The following is an 18,477-nucleotide window of genomic DNA, read 5'->3' on the forward strand; positions in this document are numbered from 1 at the left end:
GCAACCGGCGGGAAAAGGCTTGTCAGCCTTTCACGCCGGAGCTCGATATGCCTTCGATATATTGCTTCTGAAAAATAAAGAAGAAAATCAAGATCGGTAATGTCGTCAGCACGACCCCAGACATAATAAGCGGCGTATTCTCAAAGAACTGATCCTTCACGCTGTTCAATCCGACCACCAGGACATATTTCGCCGGGTCACTCGTAAACGTGCTCGGAATGAGGTAGCTGTTCCAGGTTCCGGAGAAGGCCAGAATCGACATGGTAATGAGCGACGACTTGGCAAGCGGAAATACGATTCGCCAGAAAGCGCCCATTTTCGTAAGTCCGTCTATTCGAGCCGCTTCGATAAATTCATTCGGAATGCTCATGAAAAACTGTCGCAGCATGAAAATATACAAGCATTGGTATAAGAACGGCACCGTTAATCCCAGGACGGAATTCAGCCAGCCGAGATGGGCCACGTTCACGTAGACCGGAATCAGAATCATATGGTACGGCACCATCATGGAAGCCACCACGATCCAGTAGATCAAGTTCTTGCCAGGGAAGTCCAGCTTCGCAAGGGCAAATCCGACCATGGGATTAATGATGAAGTTCCCTAGGATGACGAGCGCCGTGATCACGATCGTATTGACAAGCCATTTCGGCACATTATAGGCATCATTGGTAAAGAACAATTGATAATTGGCAAACGACCATTTTGATAACCCTGCCCATTTATTGACGTCCTCCAGATGGAGCACCGAGGTGTACAGCGTATAGAGAAACGGAAGGGCAAAGAGCAATCCGAGCACGATCAGGAGCGCATAATTGCCGATCAGAGTGAGGCTCTTTCTGCTAGTCATGTGCTCACCCCTTTTCATCCAGCAGTTTTTTCTGAAGGAACGTAATAATCAAAATGATGAAGAAGAACAGCACCACGGCCGCGCTGCCGTAGCCGATATTCAGATAGCGAATTCCATTCTGATAGAAATAGGTTACGACGGTATTCGTGGCACCCGCCGGAGATCCAAGCGCACCGTATCTGGAAATGGCGGCAATTTGGTCGAAAATTTGAAAACCGAGGATCGTCGCCACCGAAACGATGAAAAAGGTAATAGGTTTCAAATACGGCACCGTAATGTAGCGGAATTGCGCCCACCTGGATGCGCCGTCGATCTGGCCTGCCTCGTATAAGTCCTTGGGCACTTCCTGCAGGCCGGACAAATACACGATCATGCTGAAACCGCATTGCTGGAAAATAAATAGGATCGCAATGAATACCAGTGCATAATGCGTATCCGCAAACCAGGTCACATTGCCAAAGCCGAACAATCCGATAAAGTCGGTCACGAAGGTGCCTTGCTTGAACAGCGTCATGAACACCGTCGTAATCGCGATTTGGGAAGTGATGTACGGAATGAAAAACAGTGTCCTGAACAGACCCTTCCCTTTGATCTTTTGATTCACGAGAATCGCCATGATCAAGCCGATGATGGTTTGCAGCGGTACGGCGATGACCACGATTTCCAAGGAATGCAGAACCGCACGGTAAAATTCATGATCCTGCAGGATCTTCACGTAATTTTGCAATCCAATGAATTTCGCTTGGTCCAATGCAGCGAAGTTCGCGTCCTGGAAGCTTCGAATAAAGGACTGCAGGAACGGGTAGAAGAACCACCATACCCACAGCACCAGAAACGGCAGGCTGAACAGCCAGCCTACTGATAGATCCGAATCCAAGACTTTACGCAGCCATGATTGGCTTTCTTTGGTTGTTATCCGCCTCTCCGCGGTTGTATCTCCACCAGCACGCATCCAATTCCCTCCTTGCAGCTAGCCTCTTGGCTGTAAAAATGAAAACCGTTCCCGCTGCGTATGAAACGGGAACGGTCTGCTGTGCGCTTCTTACTTGAATTGTTGTTGAATCGCATCCAGGATTTCCTTCGGCGATTTTTTCGCCCCGCCGAGGATCGTAGCTTCGATTTGATTCACAAGCTCGTCCTTGAATTTCTTCGTTTCGGCCGGATAAGCAAAGTCGGTTGCCGTTTTCAAAGCCGGCTCGACGGATTTGAATTCCGGATTTTCTTGGAAATATTGCGGCGTAAGCGTCTTGACGGCGGAGTTGCTGCCGTTCTTCATGAACGCCGTTTGCGTTTGATCGTTCGTCATGTAATAAGCCGCTTGCAGAGCCGCTTGCTTATCTTTCGCATCTTTCAGTACGACGTATCCGTCCGCGATCATCGTGCTGCCCTCCGTCGTTCCTTTTGGAATCGGAAGCGTGACGTATTTCAAGTTCGGAGCCGCATCCTTCAAGAAGCCTTTATACCAGTAACCGCCCGTCGTCATGGCCGCTTTGCCGTTCGCGAACACTTCGCCGTCCCAGCCGAAGCCAAGCGATTTCGGCGTTACGGCTGCGCCGTCCTTGTACATATCGAAAATCTTTTGAAGTCCGTTAACGTTCGCCTGCGAGTTGATCGCTTTGCCATTGTCCCAGCCGCCGCCGTAGCTCTTCACATAGTTGGTGATATGGTACGGATCAATGTTGATGACGATGCCATGCACATCCTTGGTCGTCAGCTTCTTCGCCGCCGCTTCCACTTCATCCCACGTGGTCGGGTACGCGCCAAGGCCCGCTTTCTTCCACATCTCTTCATTGATGAAGAACATCCCCGGTATTACGCTGCTTGGCAGCCCGTATTGCTTGCCGTCCACTTTCCAAATGTCGTTCGCGGTAGAAACATAACGGTTTACATCCACGCCGGCAGGACCGATCAAATCGTCCAGCGGAGCGAACAAGCCTTTCGTGATGTATTCATAAGAGCCTTCGTTCGTCGTTTTAATGAAATCGGGCGCTACGCCTGCTGCGATTTCACCCGGAAGCGTATTCCAGAATTGATCGCTGCTCGGATACTGCTTGATCTTAAGATCGATGTTCGGGTATTGCTTGGAAATATTGGAGGCGGCATCCTGATAAATTTTCAGATCCTCCGCGGTTCCCCAGAAGCCCATCGTCACCGTCGTTTTTTTGCCGGTATCCGGCGAAGCTTGTCCGTTATCGCTCGCGTTGTTGCCTTTGCTTCCGCAGGCAGCCAGCACGACAACCAAACAAATCATCAGCAAAATCGCTGATCCAGCCCTCAATTTCTTGCTCATTCGAGTATCCCCTTTGTCTGTCGTATTATTTGCTCTCTAAGCATAAGGGTTGGTCTTCACGATCAAAATCATTCAAATCGGCTTTCATTTAACGAAATGAACTTGTTTGGCGCTCGAGGCAGCAGCCCGGCACGCCTTTTTATAATTAAAATGCTTTTTCTTTAACGATATTATCTAACTAAGCTCCTTGCGATAGTCCGAGGGCGACATCCCTTCATATTTGTTAAACACGATCGCAAAATGCACCTGGCTGTTAAAGCCGACTTTTTCCGCAATTTCATAGATTTTGTTTCGGTAGTCCTTTAGCAGCTCCTTGGCCTGCCGAATTCGCACGACGTTCAGATAATCGAATACGCCTCTGCCCACCTCTTGCTTGAAGAGTCTGCTGATATAGTTCGGGCTGGAATGAAACGTATCGCCAAGCAGCTTAAGCGAGATATTCTCGCTGTAGCGGGTATTGATAAATTGGACCACGTTCCGGATTAGCGGACTATATTCCTTGTTTTTCCCAATAATGCGGGCCCGCAGCTTCTCGTTAAACACGGCGTGATAGTAAGACGAGCATTCCGTAAAATCATCAAGCTGGGCGGCTTCTCCGGCGGGCAGATCCTCGTCGTCTCCGACCGACAACATGAACAGAAGACCCTCGTACACCTTTTTGACGTCTCTTTCATTCATCCCTTCATAGTTCTGGAGCAGCTGCTCCCAGCTTGCGAGTGCAGCAGCGAATGAATCGTATTTCTCCTCCTTCAAGCAGTCCTTCATAGCCACGATCGCCGCACCGATCTGCTCTTGGACCGACTCATCGTCACGTTTGCGGTTCTGGTAATACAATACCGGATCGTTCGGATGGTAAAACTTCATGTCGAGTGCCCTTCTAGCCTGGTCAACGGCCTGAGGAAGCTCCGCATACGCATGAAAGGCATTGCTAATGCCGAAAATAGGCTCAATATTGAGAAAACGTTTCATGGCGTTGTGAATCATATATACGATTTCATTGACATGCGTGAACGAAGCCTGCGTACTGTTGGAATCGCCGTGCGATAGGACAACGAGGAACGCATTGTACTCCAGCTGCATACATTCCGTTTCCTGCTCCTTCGCTAACAGCTCGCTGACGATATTGAAAATGGTGGCGGGCAGATAGGCTGCATTCCCCTGCGTGTACCGCTTCAAAATCTGTCCAAACCGCTTGACCGTGAACAAAACCGTGTATAGATTGCTTTCCTTCAGCTTGGTTTCTTCCGCGCGTTCCGAGCTCCCTGCAAGCAGCTCCCGGAGAATCGCAGCCTTCCCCGGCTTGATCTCCACTGCTTCCGCACCGCTCATCCGGTTTTCTCGCGCTTCCGCCTGGATATTTTGAAGCAAGCTCATGATCTCCTGAACGTTCATGCTCGGTTTATGGAAATAATCCAAAGCGCCTAGCTGCATCGCTTGTTTGACGTGAACGAAATCGTCGAAGCTGCTTAGAATGATCACCTTGGTTCTCATCCCGCGGTCCCGCAAGGCCGTTAATACCTCGATGCCGTCTTTCTTAGGCATCTTGATGTCCAGGATTACGATATCCGGCTGCAGCTCTTCGATTAATTGAAGCGCTTCCTCGCCGTCCGCTGCTTCTCCGACGATTTCCATTCCGGCTGCAGCCCAATTAAATGACGACTTAATGCCGATTCGGACTAGCGGCTCATCGTCCGCGATTATGATTTTCATTGTGAGTCTCCCTTGAATGCTTGTTTGATTACGGGTACAAGAAGGGAAGCCGTAGTGCCGGCGTTCTCCACGCTTGTGATCGTCAATCCGTAGCTTGTCCCGAAGTGCAGCTCGATTCGTTTGCGAATATTGGATATGCCAATGGCATTCAGATTATCATCCGTATGCCTGCTAGTATTCATGCTCCCCAGCTGCTGAGGAGACATGCCTCTCCCGTTATCCGTCACCGTTATCCTGATGTTCCCCTCTTCTTCGTGGACGCGGATCTCAAGCTTCCCTTTATAGGGGATGGTATCGAATCCGTGAAAGATCGCGTTCTCGACCAAGGGTTGAAGCAGAAACTTCAAGATTTGATAATCCCAAACCTCTTCATCGATATCAAACGTCAGCTCGAACTTACCCAAATAACGGATGTCCAAGATCTTCGAGTAATCGCGTATGAATTGAATTTCTTCCCTGACGCTGACGAAATCAAGCTGCGTTCTGGCTGTAAATTGGATCACCGACGAAAACGCGGTCAGCGCCTCTTCGATGCCGGACGCTCCCTGCATCTTGGCCATCCACTTGATCGAGTTCAAGGTATTGTACATGAAATGAGGCCTTATCTGTGATTGCAAAGCAAGGGTTTCCAGCCTTCGTTTCTCTTGCTCTTCCGTATAGATGGTACGGATCATCCTTCTTATGTCTCGAAGCATCCGATTGATCGTGACGCCGATTTTGCCGACTTCGCCATGCTGAATGTCAATGGATATATCGAGCTCGCCTTGGGAAACGAGCTTCATTTGCCGTTCTAATCGGCGCAGCGGTTTCGTGACGCCGGTCGCAATATAAATCGACGCGGCGATCGATAAGCCAAGCAGTACGAATAGCGAGATGGCGATCGTTCGCAGAATCGTGTCCACGAAGCCGAACAGCTCATGTTTAGGTATAACGGTCACCGCGCTCCAGCCGGACAGGCTTGAGGTTGCTTTAATCGCATAGTATTGCTTGTCTTGGTATAATTGTTCCTTGCCTCCTCCGGCAATGGTTTGGAAACTCTTGCCCAGCACGGCTTCGGCCGATTTACCGATGTCGCCGCCGTCTTTGCTGTATATAATGTTCGCGTTCTGATCTACTAGGTAATACCGCGCATGCTTTGTAAATTGAATATCGCTCCACAGCGACTTTAGATTTTCCACGTTGATATTAAACAGGATAAACCCGAGTTTCTCTTTCGAGAACGGATCAACCACCGCTCGTCCGATGGAAACGACGGGCGTAGGTTTTATGGAAAGCAGTCTTTCCTCATGGATGCCTACGGAAACATACTTTCCATGCTGACTTAGAATCGTTTGAACAAACGGTTCATGATAGAATTCGTGCTCTAAATAAGCATGATTCATATAGTCATTATTGCTTCTTCCGAGGATCATGTTATTCTTGCTCTGGTAGATAACGGCTGAATTGATCAGATCCGTATACAGCATAATGCTGTTCCGGAACAAATCCCCGACCTCGTCAAACGCTTGTGACCTTTCCAGCAATGGAAACGCAGCGGCCTCGTAATCCTTCCGCATCAACTGGAACAGCGCTTTGTTTTGCACAGGAACCATTGTCAATCGCAATAGCGGGGATAGCGATGTATCGATATTTTGCGCAATTTGCCTATTGTTAGCCAAGGTCGCGTCGAGGATCATCCGCTTATTGGATTGGACGAACAGCCAGGATAATGTGCCGCCAATTATGATGTACGGGATCACGATGAAACAAGCAAATGCCACAATCAGCTTTTGCCTAAGACCCATTTGAAGCCAATGATTTTTAAGCACCTTCATAACCTCACCCATTTCATTTTGCGAACGTTTTCATTCGCGAGTATAGGGCATTTGCAGACGGAAATCAACGAAATAAAGCGGATTACCTTGCCTGTCCTTCAAAACGAATGGCATTCTATGATGCTCAGCCAGCTAGAACCGGTTATAAGCCCAGTTTTTCTGTCTTGGCAAGTTCCACCGTACGACGGAAAGATTGTGCAGGGATTCCCTCAAACAAAATATGTGATAACTCCAATACAAACAGCGAAAATCTGTTCCAAATGGGTTTGTGTCATATAGTTCATCCTTTAGAAGCGGAGATCGTTGCCTTATCCGATATAACATCCTCGTTCTCCGACAAATACCAGTCGCACATGAAGCTTGATACCCGCCTTTGTACTGAGAAACATCCTGCGGGCTGCTACAGTTCCCTATAGCTACTCTTTCTCATAATATAAATTGAAGCACAACAGTAAGGAATTCTTTCAGTAAGCTAGTTATCTTGATGGATTAACCAAATCAGTTTTGGGTAAGTCGAGGGGATATCTATGTATGGGTAACAAGATTAGTATGAATAAAAAAATATAAAACAAAAAAGTAATGTAGTTAGTACCATAGTTGAAGCCGGAAATAACTTGCCCGATATCCTACAATTCATTGGACAGCTTCTTACAACAGCCGGAGATGTGATAACGACTATCGGCCAAACTATTGCACTTGAACAAGCTAGACAAGAACAAATTCAGTCCCAATTGGAAAAACAAGAACAAGAACGTCAACAAAAAGAAATACAGATACAAATAGAGGAGATGAAGCACCAAACAAGATAAGGTACTCCGATTTGCCGCGATATGTGTTTTTCAGACTATAGGATGTAATCGATGTATTGAATCCACGCGGTTTTGATGTTGAGATTCTTGAACTGTTTAGATACACAGACAACGTTTGAACGCTATCAGACTGTTCGGCTGCATCTTCTTGGTAAATCAGATGAAGATGCTGCTCTTGCGATCGGAAGAAAAGAAAGCACGGTTGCCGCCAATCTTCGCAAATACCGCAAGCATGGGCTTGACGGGTTGCAAATGAAGTTTTCACCCGGTCCCCCCGAACAATTATCACCTGAACAACAGGCAAAGCTCAGGCAAACCATTATGGATTTCGTTCCGCATAATGTTGGATTCACGGCGAAGTATAATTGGACGCTGGAAATCATCGGAGAATACATCAACCGGGAGTTCAAACAGGATTACTCGATTCGCGGCATCTCCAAATTGATGCATCGAATGGGACTGAGCTATACCAAGCCAACCTACACACTGGCAGCTGCTGACGAAGAAAAGCAGCGTCAGTTTGTCGAAACCATCTTCCCCAGGTTAAAAAAATTACGAGAACGGCGAAATTAATCACATCTTGTTTGAAGATGAAAGCATGATTCGTGATTATCAAGCCATTCAGAAGACGTGGTTTGCCAAAGGTCAGGCTCTGAAAATAAGTATTAGACTGATCCTTGAAACGGAACAGCAGCAGTCGTGGACGTGAAAATAAAGTCCCACTGATTTCGACTTGATCTCCCAGTTCGACTAACACACTTTATTTTCCTTAACAAACTTTATTTTCTCTCATCAGTAACTTTTTATTGCATGTTACTTGTGTATCCAGAATTCAAACCCTCGTCACAATTCATGTGAAAATAATCACATAGATCGGCTATAATAAGCGTGTAGCCACTACATCACATCTACATGAGAGAAGGGATCCTATTGGCCGGTCGCCCGCATAACCCGAAAGACAGCCGTGTAGCCAAACAAGAGAAACGCCTTATCTTGCTTTGCATCATCGTTGCGGTCATTATGCTGCTCTCTCTATCTCGATATGTGTTTAAATAATTAATATCCATTCATTACTACATCAAGCACTTGGGAGGGATTACATATGCTGCTTAGCAGTTACGATCCGGTCATGTACAGCCGAATGCTCACAGGACTCACGCTTGCTTTCCATATTATTTTCGCTACGATAGGTGTCGGGATTCCGCTTATGATTGCGCTCGCCGAGTGGATCGGGATCAAACGCAATGATGAGCATTACTTGCTTATGGCTCGCAGATGGGCACGGGGCTTCGTCATTACGGTGGCGGTTGGCGTTGTAACGGGGACTGCGATTGGTCTGCAGCTCAGTCTGCTGTGGCCAAGCTTCATGAAGGTAGCCGGTCAGTCCATCGCGCTTCCGCTCTTTATGGAGACGTTCGCCTTCTTCTTCGAAGCCATCTTTCTAGGTATCTACCTCTACACTTGGGATCGGTTCAAGAGCAGAATGACACACTTCTGGCTGCTCGTTCCCATCGTTATCGGTTCGTCCGCCTCGGCCTTCTTCATTACAGTCGTCAACGCATTCATGAATGCGCCTGCCGGTATTACGGTGGAAGACGGCAAGATCACCGCCATCTCACCATTCGGCGCGATGCTGAGCCCTGCGATGCCGACCAAAGTCTCGCATGTGCTCGTTACAGCTTACCTAACCTGCGCGTTCGTCCTTGCCGCGATTTCCGCTTGGTCCCTGCTTAAAGGCCGCAATCATGTGTACTACAAGAAAGCGCTCAAGTTAACGATGGTTTCCGCCTTCATCTTCTTAATCTCAAGTGCCCTCATTGGCGACTTATCCGGCAAGTATCTAGCTAAATATCAGCCCGAGAAGCTTGCAGCTATGGAGTGGCATTTCGAAACGACATCCGAAGCACCGCTTGTGCTCGGTGGAATTCTGACCGAAGACAATGAAGTCAAGTATGGTCTCAAAATCCCGTTCGCGCTTAGTATTCTCGCCCATGGCGTGCCTAATGCGGAAGTTACCGGATTGAATGACATCCCGGAAGACGAGCATCCGCCGCTCTATATTCATTACCTGTTCGATCTGAAAATGGGCTTCGTTGCGATGATGGTCTTAATCGCATCGGCGTTCATGCTCCTCCTATGGCGCAAGCGCGAGCTCGCTTTCAGCAACAAATGGATACTCCGCGGCATTATATTGGCGGCTCCGCTTGCGATGTTGACCATTGAGCATGGTTGGATTTTCTCCGAGGTTGGCCGTCAACCTTGGATTCTTCGCGGCATCATGCGCACCTCGGAAGGCGCAACGGTATCCGATCATGTGGATACGATGCTGTGGGTATTCGCACTGCTGTACATTGTACTTGCCATCTCATCGGTCACCGTCTTAACCCGCATGTTCCGCAGCAACTCGGCTGAGCAAGAAATCGAGGCTAAAGGCATTAAAGGAGGCGACGAGCAATGAGCTACGAAGTACTTGGCATAACCGTCCTCTGGATCTTCCTGTTCGGTTACTTGATTGTCGCTTCGATTGATTTTGGCGCAGGCTTCTTCAGCTATTACAGCACCATTACGGGCAAACGCCACGTAATCAACAATATTATCGAACGTTATCTCTCACCGGTCTGGGAAGTGACGAACGTCTTTCTCGTCTTCTTCTTCGTGGGCATGGTGGGATTCTTCCCGGACACGGCTTACTATTACGGTACCGCCCTGCTCGTTCCGGGTAGTATCGCCGTCATCCTGCTGGCCATTCGAGGCTCCTATTACGCCTTCAACACGTACGGTACTAACAAGAATAATCGCTTCTACATGCTGCTCTACGGAGCAAGCGGACTGCTTATTCCCGCTTCCTTGTCTACCGTGATGACGATTTCGGAGGGCGGCTACATTGAAGTGAGCGATTCCGGTCAAGTCAGCTTCCTGTTCAGCAAGCTGCTCCAAAGCACGTATTCGTGGACGGTAGTGCTGCTGGCGCTAGTCAGTGTACTCTATATCTCGGCCATGTTTCTCAGCTATTACGCTAATCGCGCGAACGATCGCGGTGCCTTCGAGGTGGTGCGCAAATACGCGCTCGCCTGGAGTGCACCCACGATTCTAAGCAGCCTGCTCGTATTCTTCGCCATTCGCGGTCATAACGCGGAGCATTACCAGCGGATGACGGAGCACGCGTGGATGTTCGTCGTATCCTTCGCCTGCTTCCTGATCGCGGTCTATCATGTATGGACGCGCAAACGACTTGGACTGTCCTTCATCTTCGTCATGCTGCAGTTCGGCTTCGCGTTCTTCGGTTATGGCGCGGCTCACTTGCCGTACATTCTATATCCGTATTTAACGATTCACGATAATTTCACCAGCGAACCGATGGCGATTGCGCTGATATCCGTCTTCATTCTCGGACTGCTGCTGCTCGTTCCGTCGCTGTACCTGCTCATGCGGTTGTTCTTGTTTGATACCAAATACGTTCAAGGCAAGCGCGGCAAATAACCCTACCGGAGGAGGTTGAACCGAAATGGAGCCATTTCTGATCTTCGTCGCACCGTTTCTAGTTGTTGGATTGTCTGTAGGATTTCTGTTCTGGTGGGGTGCCCGGAAGCCGAAACCGAAACGTTAATTTGTCATAAGAATCGGCCTAATCGCACACGATAGATGAGTACAATCCAGCAATCACACTCATTTATGAAGGAGCATACACCGACTATGACATCTTCGAAGAACCGCAGAGAAAACGCTTGGAAGAGCCGTAAGCAGAACCAGAAGCCTCATGGCGAGGTCAAATCGTTGGCCGAAATCTCTGACGAAGGCACCTCCGGCGTAGCCGGCTATGAGAACGCCCGCAATAACGGCGACTAGTCCGCATGAAGAAGCCTCCATCACGGATTGTGATGGAGGCTATTCTTTTGCAGCAGTCGCTCGCGACGATGTTTCAACACCAAGCCTTTGCGTCATCTCGCAGCTGCCGCTTCTGCCCTTGCCAGATATACCGCGCTCATATACGTTTGCTCAAACTGCTGGATCGACAACGGTCTGCTGTGCCAGTAGCCTTGCATATCCGTACAGCCCAGCTCGCAGAGGCGCTTGGATTGCTGCTCCGTTTCGACCCCTTCGGCCAATACCTGCAGCTTCAGGCTGCGCGCCATCGCGATGATCGCTTCCACAATCGCGGTATCCTCCCCTGCACCGGAAATATCCTGTACGAAGGATTTGTCAATCTTGAGCGTATCGATTGGAAACCGTCTCAGATAACATAAGGACGAGTAGCCCGTCCCAAAGTCGTCAATCGAAATCGAAACGCCCAGCTGCTTCAGCGCATGGAGCTTGCTGACGATCGTCGCATTATGCTGCATGGCCATGCTTTCGGTAATTTCCACAACCAAATAGCTGGCATCCAGGCCGGTTTGCTCCAGCACACGAACAATCATATCTACGACTTGATCTTGGTTAAACTGAATGACCGAGAAATTAACAGCCACCGGAATCCGAGGGAGGCCCGCATCATGCCAGTCTTTCATTTGCTTGCAGGCCATGAGCAGAATCCATTCGCCAAGCCCGATAATGTGACCGGTGCTCTCGGCAACCGGAATGAATTCACACGGCGAAACCGTTCCCAGCTCCGGATGCTCCCAGCGAGCCAACGTTTCTACGCCGATCAAATGACCTTGCTGGGCATTAACCATCGGTTGATAAACAAGATGGAAAGCCTGCTCTTCAATCGCTGCCGGCAGTGCCTTCTCGATGTTCATCCGCCTTGCCTGACAATGGTTCATCGACCATTCGAAGAACTGGAATTGATTCTTTCCTTTCTCTTTGGCCGCATACATCGCTGTATCCGCATTTTGCAGCAGCATTTCCAGCGTCTCGCCATCCTCGGGATAAATCGCAATGCCAATGCTGGATGTAATGAAAATGTCCTGACCCTCCACCTGGATCGGCTCGGCCACTCGTCTAATCAAGGTTTCCGCCATGAGCTCCAGCTCCGAGCGGTTGCAATCCTGAATGATCGCCACAAACTCATCCCCGCTCAAACGCGCAACCTTACGATTGTCTCCAATCGTCTCACTCAGCACAGCTGCAAAATGTTGCAGCAGCCGGTCTCCCATCAAATGTCCCATCGTATCGTTAATCAGCTTGAACCGATCCAAATCCAGAAACATAAGCGCCGCTTGCTGCCCTCTGGCGCTCACACTTAGCAGCAGCTCGGGATAAGAGAGGTTGAACCAGTTGCGGTTCGGCAGCCCGGTCAGCATATCATAATAAGCCAGCTGCCTGATCGTATTCTCGTAGCTTTTCTTATCCGTAATATCCCATGCGATCGTTTGAATCAAGGCTTGTCCGGCAAAATGAACCAGAATCGACTTCGCTTCAATGTCGATCATCGTGCCATTGAGCTTATGCATCTTCAGCTCAATGGGATCTCCATTAGCCGATCCGTTCCCCACGCGCTCCAGCCACTGCGCAGCGGATGCCAGGCATTCTGGATGAACCAGCTCCAGGAAACCTCTCCCGATCAAGCCATCCTGCTCGGCACCGAATATCCGCAGCGCCGCTTCGTTCACGAAGGAGATAACGCCATGATAATGAACGAGAATGGGCTCCGGCGAGAAATCGATCAGTTTCCGATAGCGCTCCTCACTCTCGCGCAGCGCTTCTTCTACAAGCCGGCGCTCCGTTAAGTCTCGTAAATACATCGTGAAGACGGGAAACTTCTCTCTGCGAATGCGGGTGACGATAATTTCTGCGGGAAATTCGCCGCCATACCCGCGCGGGAGCATCGTCTCAACCCGTTTGCCGAGCAACGTTGTATCACCACTGCACAGCATTCCGTTCATCGTCGTTCTATCTCGAGGCAGCCCAGGCATCAATACATCTTCAATCGATTTGCCGATGACCTCGCTTCTCGAATAGCCGAAGAGGTTCTCCGCTGCCGGATTAAATTCAAATATGGCTCCTTTATGATCGAACATGATGAGGCAGTCGATCGCCGACTCCAGTATCGAGCCTTTAAGCGACAATTGCTCGGACAGCTTCTTATCGACATTCATCGAGCTGATCAAGCTGACAGCCATAATCACGATTGTGCCAAAGGCTACATAGATCGCCATTTCGATAAAATCCATCGCCTGCGCATCTGCCGTACGACTTAACATATTGACCGGCATCGACATATGAGCCGCTGACATGCCCGTATAGTGCATACCCGTAACAGCTATGCCCATGATGAAGCCGCTCAGCCAATAATGATTATTTCTGCGGAAGGAGAAGAGCAAAGCAACAATCGATGCTAGCACAGCGATAAGGATCGAAAGTGTGAAGATAGAGGGACTGTAAGTTATCGTTATTCCCGTCAAGGCATACATGCCAATGTAATGCATACCGGTGATTGCAAGTCCCATAATGGTACCGCCCACAATCAGCCTTGGCGTACCGCGTCCCGAATGGCTGGCAATACCGAAACCGATAAAAGCGCCGACAATAGAAACACCAATCGATACGAGAACGGTTACAAAATTATAGGTCACGCCGCTTGGCAGGTGAAAAGCGAGCATCGCGATAAAATGCATCGACCAAATCCCAACGCCCATAACGACTGCTCCGCCCAGCAGCCATCCTCTCTTCTTCCAGCCCTCAGACATCAGCACTCGTCTGGCTATATTCAATGCCGTATACGAAGCGAACAGCGCAATAATAAACGACAGACATACCAAGAACCAGTTATAGCTTCCTTCGATATGATTATGCACCATCTCGATACCCCCCAGGGAGTGTGACTTGAAACGTCGTACCCTCTCCCATATTGCTGGCAATAGATATTGTCCCGCCATGACTGGAAATAATTTTGTTACTGATCATAAGTCCAAGGCCGGTTCCCTGCTCCTTCGTCGTAAAAAAGGGGCTTCCCACCTGCTCAAGCACATCCCCCGGAATACCGCAGCCATTGTCTGCAATCGAGGTCATCAACTGGTTGCCAACCCGTTCTACAGTAATTTGAATTTCGCCGCCTCCCTCCGTTGCTTCGATTGCGTTCTTGATGAGATTAATAAATACCTGTTTGATCTGGCTTTCATCGCAGTAGATATGCAGCTCCGGCTCCGCGAAATGCAGCTTGATATCCACATTGTTCAGATGGGCCTGTGATTCCAGCAGTGTATAGACACCGGTTAGCAGCTCACTTAGATCAGTCGCTTGAAACCGGCTGATTTGTGGCTTCGCAAGCAGGAGCAGCTCGTTGATGATGCCTTCCATCCGAACAACCTCCGATGTAATAATCGTGACATACTCCATCTTGGTTATTCCGTTCTGAAACAGCTTCATAAATCCTTTAATCGCCGTAAGCGGGTTTCGAATCTCATGCGCGATACCGGCAGCCAGTTGGCCCGCCATCGCCAGCTTCTCCGACTCCACGATGAACGACTCTTGCTCCTTGCGCTGCGTCAGATCCGTGAAATTGATGACAACACCGGCTTGTTCGCCTCTACCCTGCATGGGCGTAATATGATATTCCACCGGGAACGTCGAACCATTCTTCCGGCGAAACAAGTCATCCGCCACATATTCAGCGTTGCCGGTGCGATGAACCTTCTCGACAGGATCCCATTCCTCACCAGCCGACTTCATAGCCCGAAGCTCAACCTTTCGCCCAAATACTTCGTTCGCCTCGAATCCGGTTAAGTTCACAGCGGCTTGATTCCAGAAGATGACCTTGCCCCGCTCGTCCAAACGGTAGATGCCTTCGGCCACCGAATCTAAAATATGCGAATAGGCTTCGTTCATCCGCTTAAGCCGTTCTTCGCTTTGCTTTAAGCGACTGTCAATCATCATAATGACAATCGAATACATGCAGATGACGGATACGATCAAACTTATGCTAATGGCGAGAAAGAATTGATTTTGCGATAAGGCTACAGCTTCTTCACCTGCGTGCAGCGTTGTAGTGCCATGCATCATGGGCATATTGCTGTAATGAAGAAATTCAATAGCTATGGATAGCGATAGAGCGTGGATGAACTGCCGCAACCGGCTTTGACGACGGAGTTGGAAACGCTGTCTTGTGAAGATGAAGCCTAACACGAGAGCCAGAACTACGATGGATATTAAACCTGTGGATGACTGATAATGGAGCGTCGCATGGGCCTTGATGGCTCTCATCCCGATGTAGTGCATCGCTGCGATGCCGCATGTCTGTACCAAGCTGCCCAGAATGAGCAAGCTTGTCCGATTTCGCTGCGAAGCACGTTCGAACAAGAGGAGCGCAAACGCCGACAAGACGATTAACACGCCCATCGACAGAAACACATAACCGAAATGATACATCACCTTAACCGGGAACGGATACGCCAGCAAGGCCACAAAATGCATGGACCAAACCCCGATACCGAAAACAAAAGCAGCACTCATAAGCCAGAAGAAAGTCGTGTACCTGGCTGCATTCATGCGCCCGTAAAGATGAAAGAGGATTAAGGATGAGCTGAATACGAGTACAAATGAAATGGCGACGAGTGCGATAGGTGCCATGCTAACCTTCCTTCGGTTCATTGACTTAGCATGCAGGATGCAAAATGGCAACAAAAAAACCATCCGAATAGGATGGTTTCCATCTACTCGGCAGCCTTGTCTACCTTAGCATCACAGGAAGTGATCCCTTAGGCCACGGCTTTGCGTCCCATAATTTCCTATGGTTTGCCTTTGTCTTAGGTATTTAGTTGTAAAATATTGCTATAATGTTCGATTTAATTCTCATTATAGGTGTTTTCACAGAACTGTACAGAGCGAATAACGTAGAACTTTGACTGATTTTGTCGAACCTCCAAAAAATATGTAACATCGTTAATGATACAAAAAAGCCGGAGATGACAAGGCCATCCCCGGCTTCATTGGTTGTACTACTACTCGAAGTATACAGCCTTGCCCGTACGGGAAGACTCGTAGATCGCTTCAAGAATTTCGGAAACCACAAGCGCTTGCTCTGGTTTAACGAAAGTTTCTTTGTCGTTCTTAACAGCATCGATCCACATGCTAGCTTCAAGAACTTCTGCAGTTTCGCTCGCGCCTTCGTAGAAAGCAACGCCGCCGCTGTTCAGTTCGACTTTGTTAACATATAGGCGGCTGTTGTGCTCGCCATTGAAACGAAGACCGTCTTTCATGTCAGCGCCTGCTTTAGTACCGCTGAGGGAAACTTTAGCCTCATCGACTTCAAGCGAGTTAAGCGCCCAGCTGGATTCAAGGATTACAGTTGCACCGTTCTCCATTGTGATCATAGCGAAAGCGGAATCTTCAACTGTGAATTGTTTTGGATCCCAAGGGCCCCAAGCATTCGCAGCGTTCTCGGTTTGGGACAGCTTGTGGTAAGCGCGGCCAAGTACGACTTTCGGCTTGTAGTTGTCCATCATCCACAATACAAGGTCAAGTGCGTGAGTACCGATATCGATAAGCGGTCCGCCGCCTTGTTTCTCTTCATCCAAGAATACGCCCCATGTCGGAACTGCACGACGACGGATTGCATGTGCTTTAGCGAAGTAAATTTCGCCAAGCTCGCCTGCATCGCAAGCTTCTTTCAGGTAACGGCTGTCTGCACGGTAACGGTTGTTGTAACCGATGCTGAGTTTTTTGCCGGTACGTTGTGCAACTTCAAGCATTTTACGAGCGTCAGCAGCTGTTTTAGCCATTGGCTTCTCGCAAAGCACGTGTTTGCCAGCTTCCAAAGCGTCGATGGAGATAACCGCATGGGAATCGTTAGGCGTACAAACGTGGATCACGTCGATCGACGCGTCTTGAAGCAGTAGTTTATAGTCAGAATATACTTTTGCTTCTTCTGTGCCGTATTTCGCTTTTGCTTGTTCAGCCTTCTCAACAATGATATCGCAGAAAGCTACGATTTCAGCGTCTTTGACTTGGGCCAAACTTGGGAGATGTTTACCGTTGGCGATACCGCCGCAGCCAATAATGCCTACACGTACTTTTGACATTTTAAATTTCTACCTCCATGAGCCTCGAAATGATATAATTTGTAGTATGTGTGTCAGCTAGATAGAGAGACATACAATGACTACAGTATATCCGAACTTGTCCACTAAAATATAGGCGCTATATAGGTATGGTTTTATGTGATTTTGTTATTGAAGGGATGGTACCGTGGAATTTTACAATGAGAAGGTCGTTTACGAGAACCCGCTGCTCTCCATCAAAGTGTTTCAATCCCTGCGGAATAACGATCTGTTTATCAATTGGCATTATCATCGAGAAATCGAATTGCTGCTTGTGATCACCGGCGAACTTGACGTAAATATTGAAGATGAGTGCATAAAACTACAAACGGGCGACATCGCATTGATCGGTGCAAGGCAGCTTCATCGCGATCGCAGCATGAGCAGCCCGCTGAATTATATCGTCTTGCAGTTCGATTTGGAGCAATTTATCGACCAAAGCTCCATGCCATATATGCGATTTTTCTCCGAAACGAAGAATCCGCTCAGTCGAGCGAATTACATTTTCCAAGAAAATGAATCCGCACGAGCAGAGGCATCGGAATGTATCCGCGGCATTCTGCAGGAAGTCACGACCAAGCAAAGCGGGTATGAGCTTGCCGTCAGCATGTACATAAAGAAGCTGCTCCTTCTGCTCATCCGGGGGGATTCCAGGAAAGTGCTTGCTGATCATGATGACTTCGATCGTGCTCGTCTTCGAGGCGTGATCGACTACGTGGAAGAACATCTGACCGACCGCATCCAAGTAGAAGAAGTATCGAAGCTCGCCAATATGAGCTACTATTATTTCGTTAAATTCTTCAAGAAGGCGATCGGCATGTCCTTCACGGAGTATGTGAATTATCGCAAGATCAAATGGGCCGAGCGCATTCTGCTCACGAAGGACCTCAGCGTCTCCGAGGTCGGCGACCGGATCGGCATGCCGAATATGGCTCACTTCTACAAGATGTTCAAGAAATACAATGATTGCTCGCCTAAGCAATTTCAGAAGAAAATGCTGGAGTGGAACCGCGCTTAACAGCAATGTCCCGCA

The 18,477-nt window shown here is 48.8% G+C and carries 15 protein-coding genes and 1 riboswitch; of the genes, 7 read left to right on the forward strand and 8 right to left on the reverse strand.

The genetic code is table 11. The features are described 5' to 3' along the window. Positions 1-22 precede the first annotated feature (22 nt). From BLW29_RS10795 to BLW29_RS10815, 5 genes are all read right to left on the reverse strand, one after another. Positions 23-847: a carbohydrate ABC transporter permease gene (locus BLW29_RS10795; protein ID WP_090979273.1), complete on the reverse strand. Its 825-nt coding sequence runs from the start codon at positions 845-847 to the stop codon at positions 23-25. Between the two features lie 4 nt (positions 848-851). Further along, positions 852-1,799 (reverse strand): carbohydrate ABC transporter permease, encoded by a 948-nt coding sequence (locus tag BLW29_RS10800; protein ID WP_090979275.1) that lies wholly within the window; start codon positions 1,797-1,799, stop codon positions 852-854. A gap of 90 nt (positions 1,800-1,889) precedes the next feature. Next, on the reverse strand, positions 1,890-3,137 hold the full coding sequence (locus tag BLW29_RS10805) for an ABC transporter substrate-binding protein (RefSeq protein WP_090979277.1): 1,248 nt from the start codon (positions 3,135-3,137) through the stop codon (positions 1,890-1,892). Positions 3,138-3,311: 174 nt separating this feature from the next. Next, the gene (locus BLW29_RS10810; RefSeq protein ID WP_090979279.1) at positions 3,312-4,847 is read right to left on the reverse strand and encodes a response regulator transcription factor; all 1,536 of its coding nucleotides are present in this window, start codon (positions 4,845-4,847) and stop codon (positions 3,312-3,314) included. Beyond that, positions 4,844-6,661: a cache domain-containing sensor histidine kinase gene (locus BLW29_RS10815; RefSeq protein WP_090979281.1), complete on the reverse strand. Its 1,818-nt coding sequence runs from the start codon at positions 6,659-6,661 to the stop codon at positions 4,844-4,846. The genes BLW29_RS10810 and BLW29_RS10815 overlap by 4 nt, the downstream gene beginning before the upstream one ends. An 896-nt stretch (positions 6,662-7,557) precedes the next feature. Between BLW29_RS10815 and BLW29_RS10825 the strand changes: the two genes are divergently transcribed. The 6 genes from BLW29_RS10825 (at position 7,558) to BLW29_RS31395 (ending at position 11,316) form a co-directional block, all read left to right on the forward strand. Continuing rightward, on the forward strand, positions 7,558-8,043 hold the full coding sequence (locus BLW29_RS10825) for a winged helix-turn-helix domain-containing protein (RefSeq protein ID WP_177186577.1): 486 nt from the start codon (positions 7,558-7,560) through the stop codon (positions 8,041-8,043). 357 nt (positions 8,044-8,400) lie between these two features. Continuing rightward, the gene (locus tag BLW29_RS31735) at positions 8,401-8,526 is read left to right on the forward strand and encodes a hypothetical protein (RefSeq protein WP_256208525.1); all 126 of its coding nucleotides are present in this window, start codon (positions 8,401-8,403) and stop codon (positions 8,524-8,526) included. A 46-nt stretch (positions 8,527-8,572) separates the two neighbouring features. After that, entirely contained in the window at positions 8,573-9,928 is a 1,356-nt protein-coding gene (locus BLW29_RS10830; RefSeq protein ID WP_090979287.1) for a cytochrome ubiquinol oxidase subunit I, read from the forward strand. Then, complete coding sequence (locus BLW29_RS10835) at positions 9,925-10,950, forward strand: cytochrome d ubiquinol oxidase subunit II (protein WP_090979289.1); 1,026 nt, start codon at positions 9,925-9,927, stop codon at positions 10,948-10,950. The genes BLW29_RS10830 and BLW29_RS10835 overlap by 4 nt, the downstream gene beginning before the upstream one ends. Positions 10,951-10,975: 25 nt before the next feature. After that, positions 10,976-11,077, forward strand: a complete 102-nt coding sequence (locus BLW29_RS32095) for a cytochrome bd oxidase small subunit CydS family protein (protein ID WP_371264703.1) — start codon at positions 10,976-10,978, stop codon at positions 11,075-11,077. Between the two features lie 86 nt (positions 11,078-11,163). Beyond that, entirely contained in the window at positions 11,164-11,316 is a 153-nt protein-coding gene (locus tag BLW29_RS31395; protein ID WP_177186578.1) for a DUF6254 family protein, read from the forward strand. 92 nt (positions 11,317-11,408) lie between these two features. Here BLW29_RS31395 and BLW29_RS10840 read toward each other — a convergent pair whose 3' ends face one another. The 3 genes from BLW29_RS10840 to BLW29_RS10860 all read right to left on the reverse strand — a co-directional run bounded on the left by BLW29_RS10840 (position 11,409) and on the right by BLW29_RS10860 (position 17,426). Next, a complete protein-coding gene (locus BLW29_RS10840; protein ID WP_177186579.1) occupies positions 11,409-14,207 on the reverse strand; it encodes a bifunctional diguanylate cyclase/phosphodiesterase in 2,799 nt (932 codons plus the stop codon). After that, positions 14,197-15,975, reverse strand: coding sequence for an ATP-binding protein (locus BLW29_RS31150; RefSeq protein ID WP_177186580.1), 1,779 nt, complete (start codon positions 15,973-15,975; stop codon positions 14,197-14,199). Before BLW29_RS31150 ends, BLW29_RS10840 begins: the two co-directional genes overlap by 11 nt. An 86-nt stretch (positions 15,976-16,061) precedes the next feature. Continuing rightward, positions 16,062-16,155: riboswitch (cyclic di-GMP riboswitch) on the reverse strand. 191 nt (positions 16,156-16,346) lie between these two features. Further along, complete coding sequence (locus BLW29_RS10860; RefSeq protein ID WP_090979293.1) at positions 16,347-17,426, reverse strand: Gfo/Idh/MocA family protein; 1,080 nt, start codon at positions 17,424-17,426, stop codon at positions 16,347-16,349. Between the two features lie 166 nt (positions 17,427-17,592). Between BLW29_RS10860 and BLW29_RS10865 the strand changes: the two genes are divergently transcribed. Beyond that, entirely contained in the window at positions 17,593-18,462 is an 870-nt protein-coding gene (locus BLW29_RS10865; RefSeq protein WP_090979295.1) for an AraC family transcriptional regulator, read from the forward strand. Positions 18,463-18,477: the final 15 nt, after the last annotated feature.

The organism is Paenibacillus sp. CF384 (assembly GCF_900106745.1).
In the GTDB taxonomy this organism is placed as follows: domain Bacteria; phylum Bacillota; class Bacilli; order Paenibacillales; family Paenibacillaceae; genus Paenibacillus_Z.

Excerpts from the sequence above, each read along its gene's own strand:
- BLW29_RS10800 (WP_090979275.1), bottom strand. The coding sequence starts at position 1,799 with ATGCGTGCTGGTGGAGATACAACCGCGGAGAGGCGGATAACAACCAAA.
- BLW29_RS10860 (WP_090979293.1), bottom strand. The coding sequence starts at position 17,426 with ATGTCAAAAGTACGTGTAGGCATTATTGGCTGCGGCGGTATCGCCAAC.
- BLW29_RS10835 (WP_090979289.1), top strand. The coding sequence starts at position 9,925 with ATGAGCTACGAAGTACTTGGCATAACCGTCCTCTGGATCTTCCTGTTC.
- BLW29_RS10830 (WP_090979287.1), top strand. The coding sequence starts at position 8,573 with ATGCTGCTTAGCAGTTACGATCCGGTCATGTACAGCCGAATGCTCACA.
- BLW29_RS10815 (WP_090979281.1), bottom strand. The coding sequence starts at position 6,661 with ATGAAGGTGCTTAAAAATCATTGGCTTCAAATGGGTCTTAGGCAAAAG.
- BLW29_RS31395 (WP_177186578.1), top strand. The coding sequence starts at position 11,164 with ATGACATCTTCGAAGAACCGCAGAGAAAACGCTTGGAAGAGCCGTAAG.
- BLW29_RS10795 (WP_090979273.1), bottom strand. The coding sequence starts at position 847 with ATGACTAGCAGAAAGAGCCTCACTCTGATCGGCAATTATGCGCTCCTG.
- BLW29_RS10810 (WP_090979279.1), bottom strand. The coding sequence starts at position 4,847 with ATGAAAATCATAATCGCGGACGATGAGCCGCTAGTCCGAATCGGCATT.
- BLW29_RS10805 (WP_090979277.1), bottom strand. The coding sequence starts at position 3,137 with ATGAGCAAGAAATTGAGGGCTGGATCAGCGATTTTGCTGATGATTTGT.
- BLW29_RS31150 (WP_177186580.1), bottom strand. The coding sequence starts at position 15,975 with ATGGCACCTATCGCACTCGTCGCCATTTCATTTGTACTCGTATTCAGC.
- BLW29_RS10840 (WP_177186579.1), bottom strand. The coding sequence starts at position 14,207 with ATGGTGCATAATCATATCGAAGGAAGCTATAACTGGTTCTTGGTATGT.
- BLW29_RS32095 (WP_371264703.1), top strand. The coding sequence starts at position 10,976 with ATGGAGCCATTTCTGATCTTCGTCGCACCGTTTCTAGTTGTTGGATTG.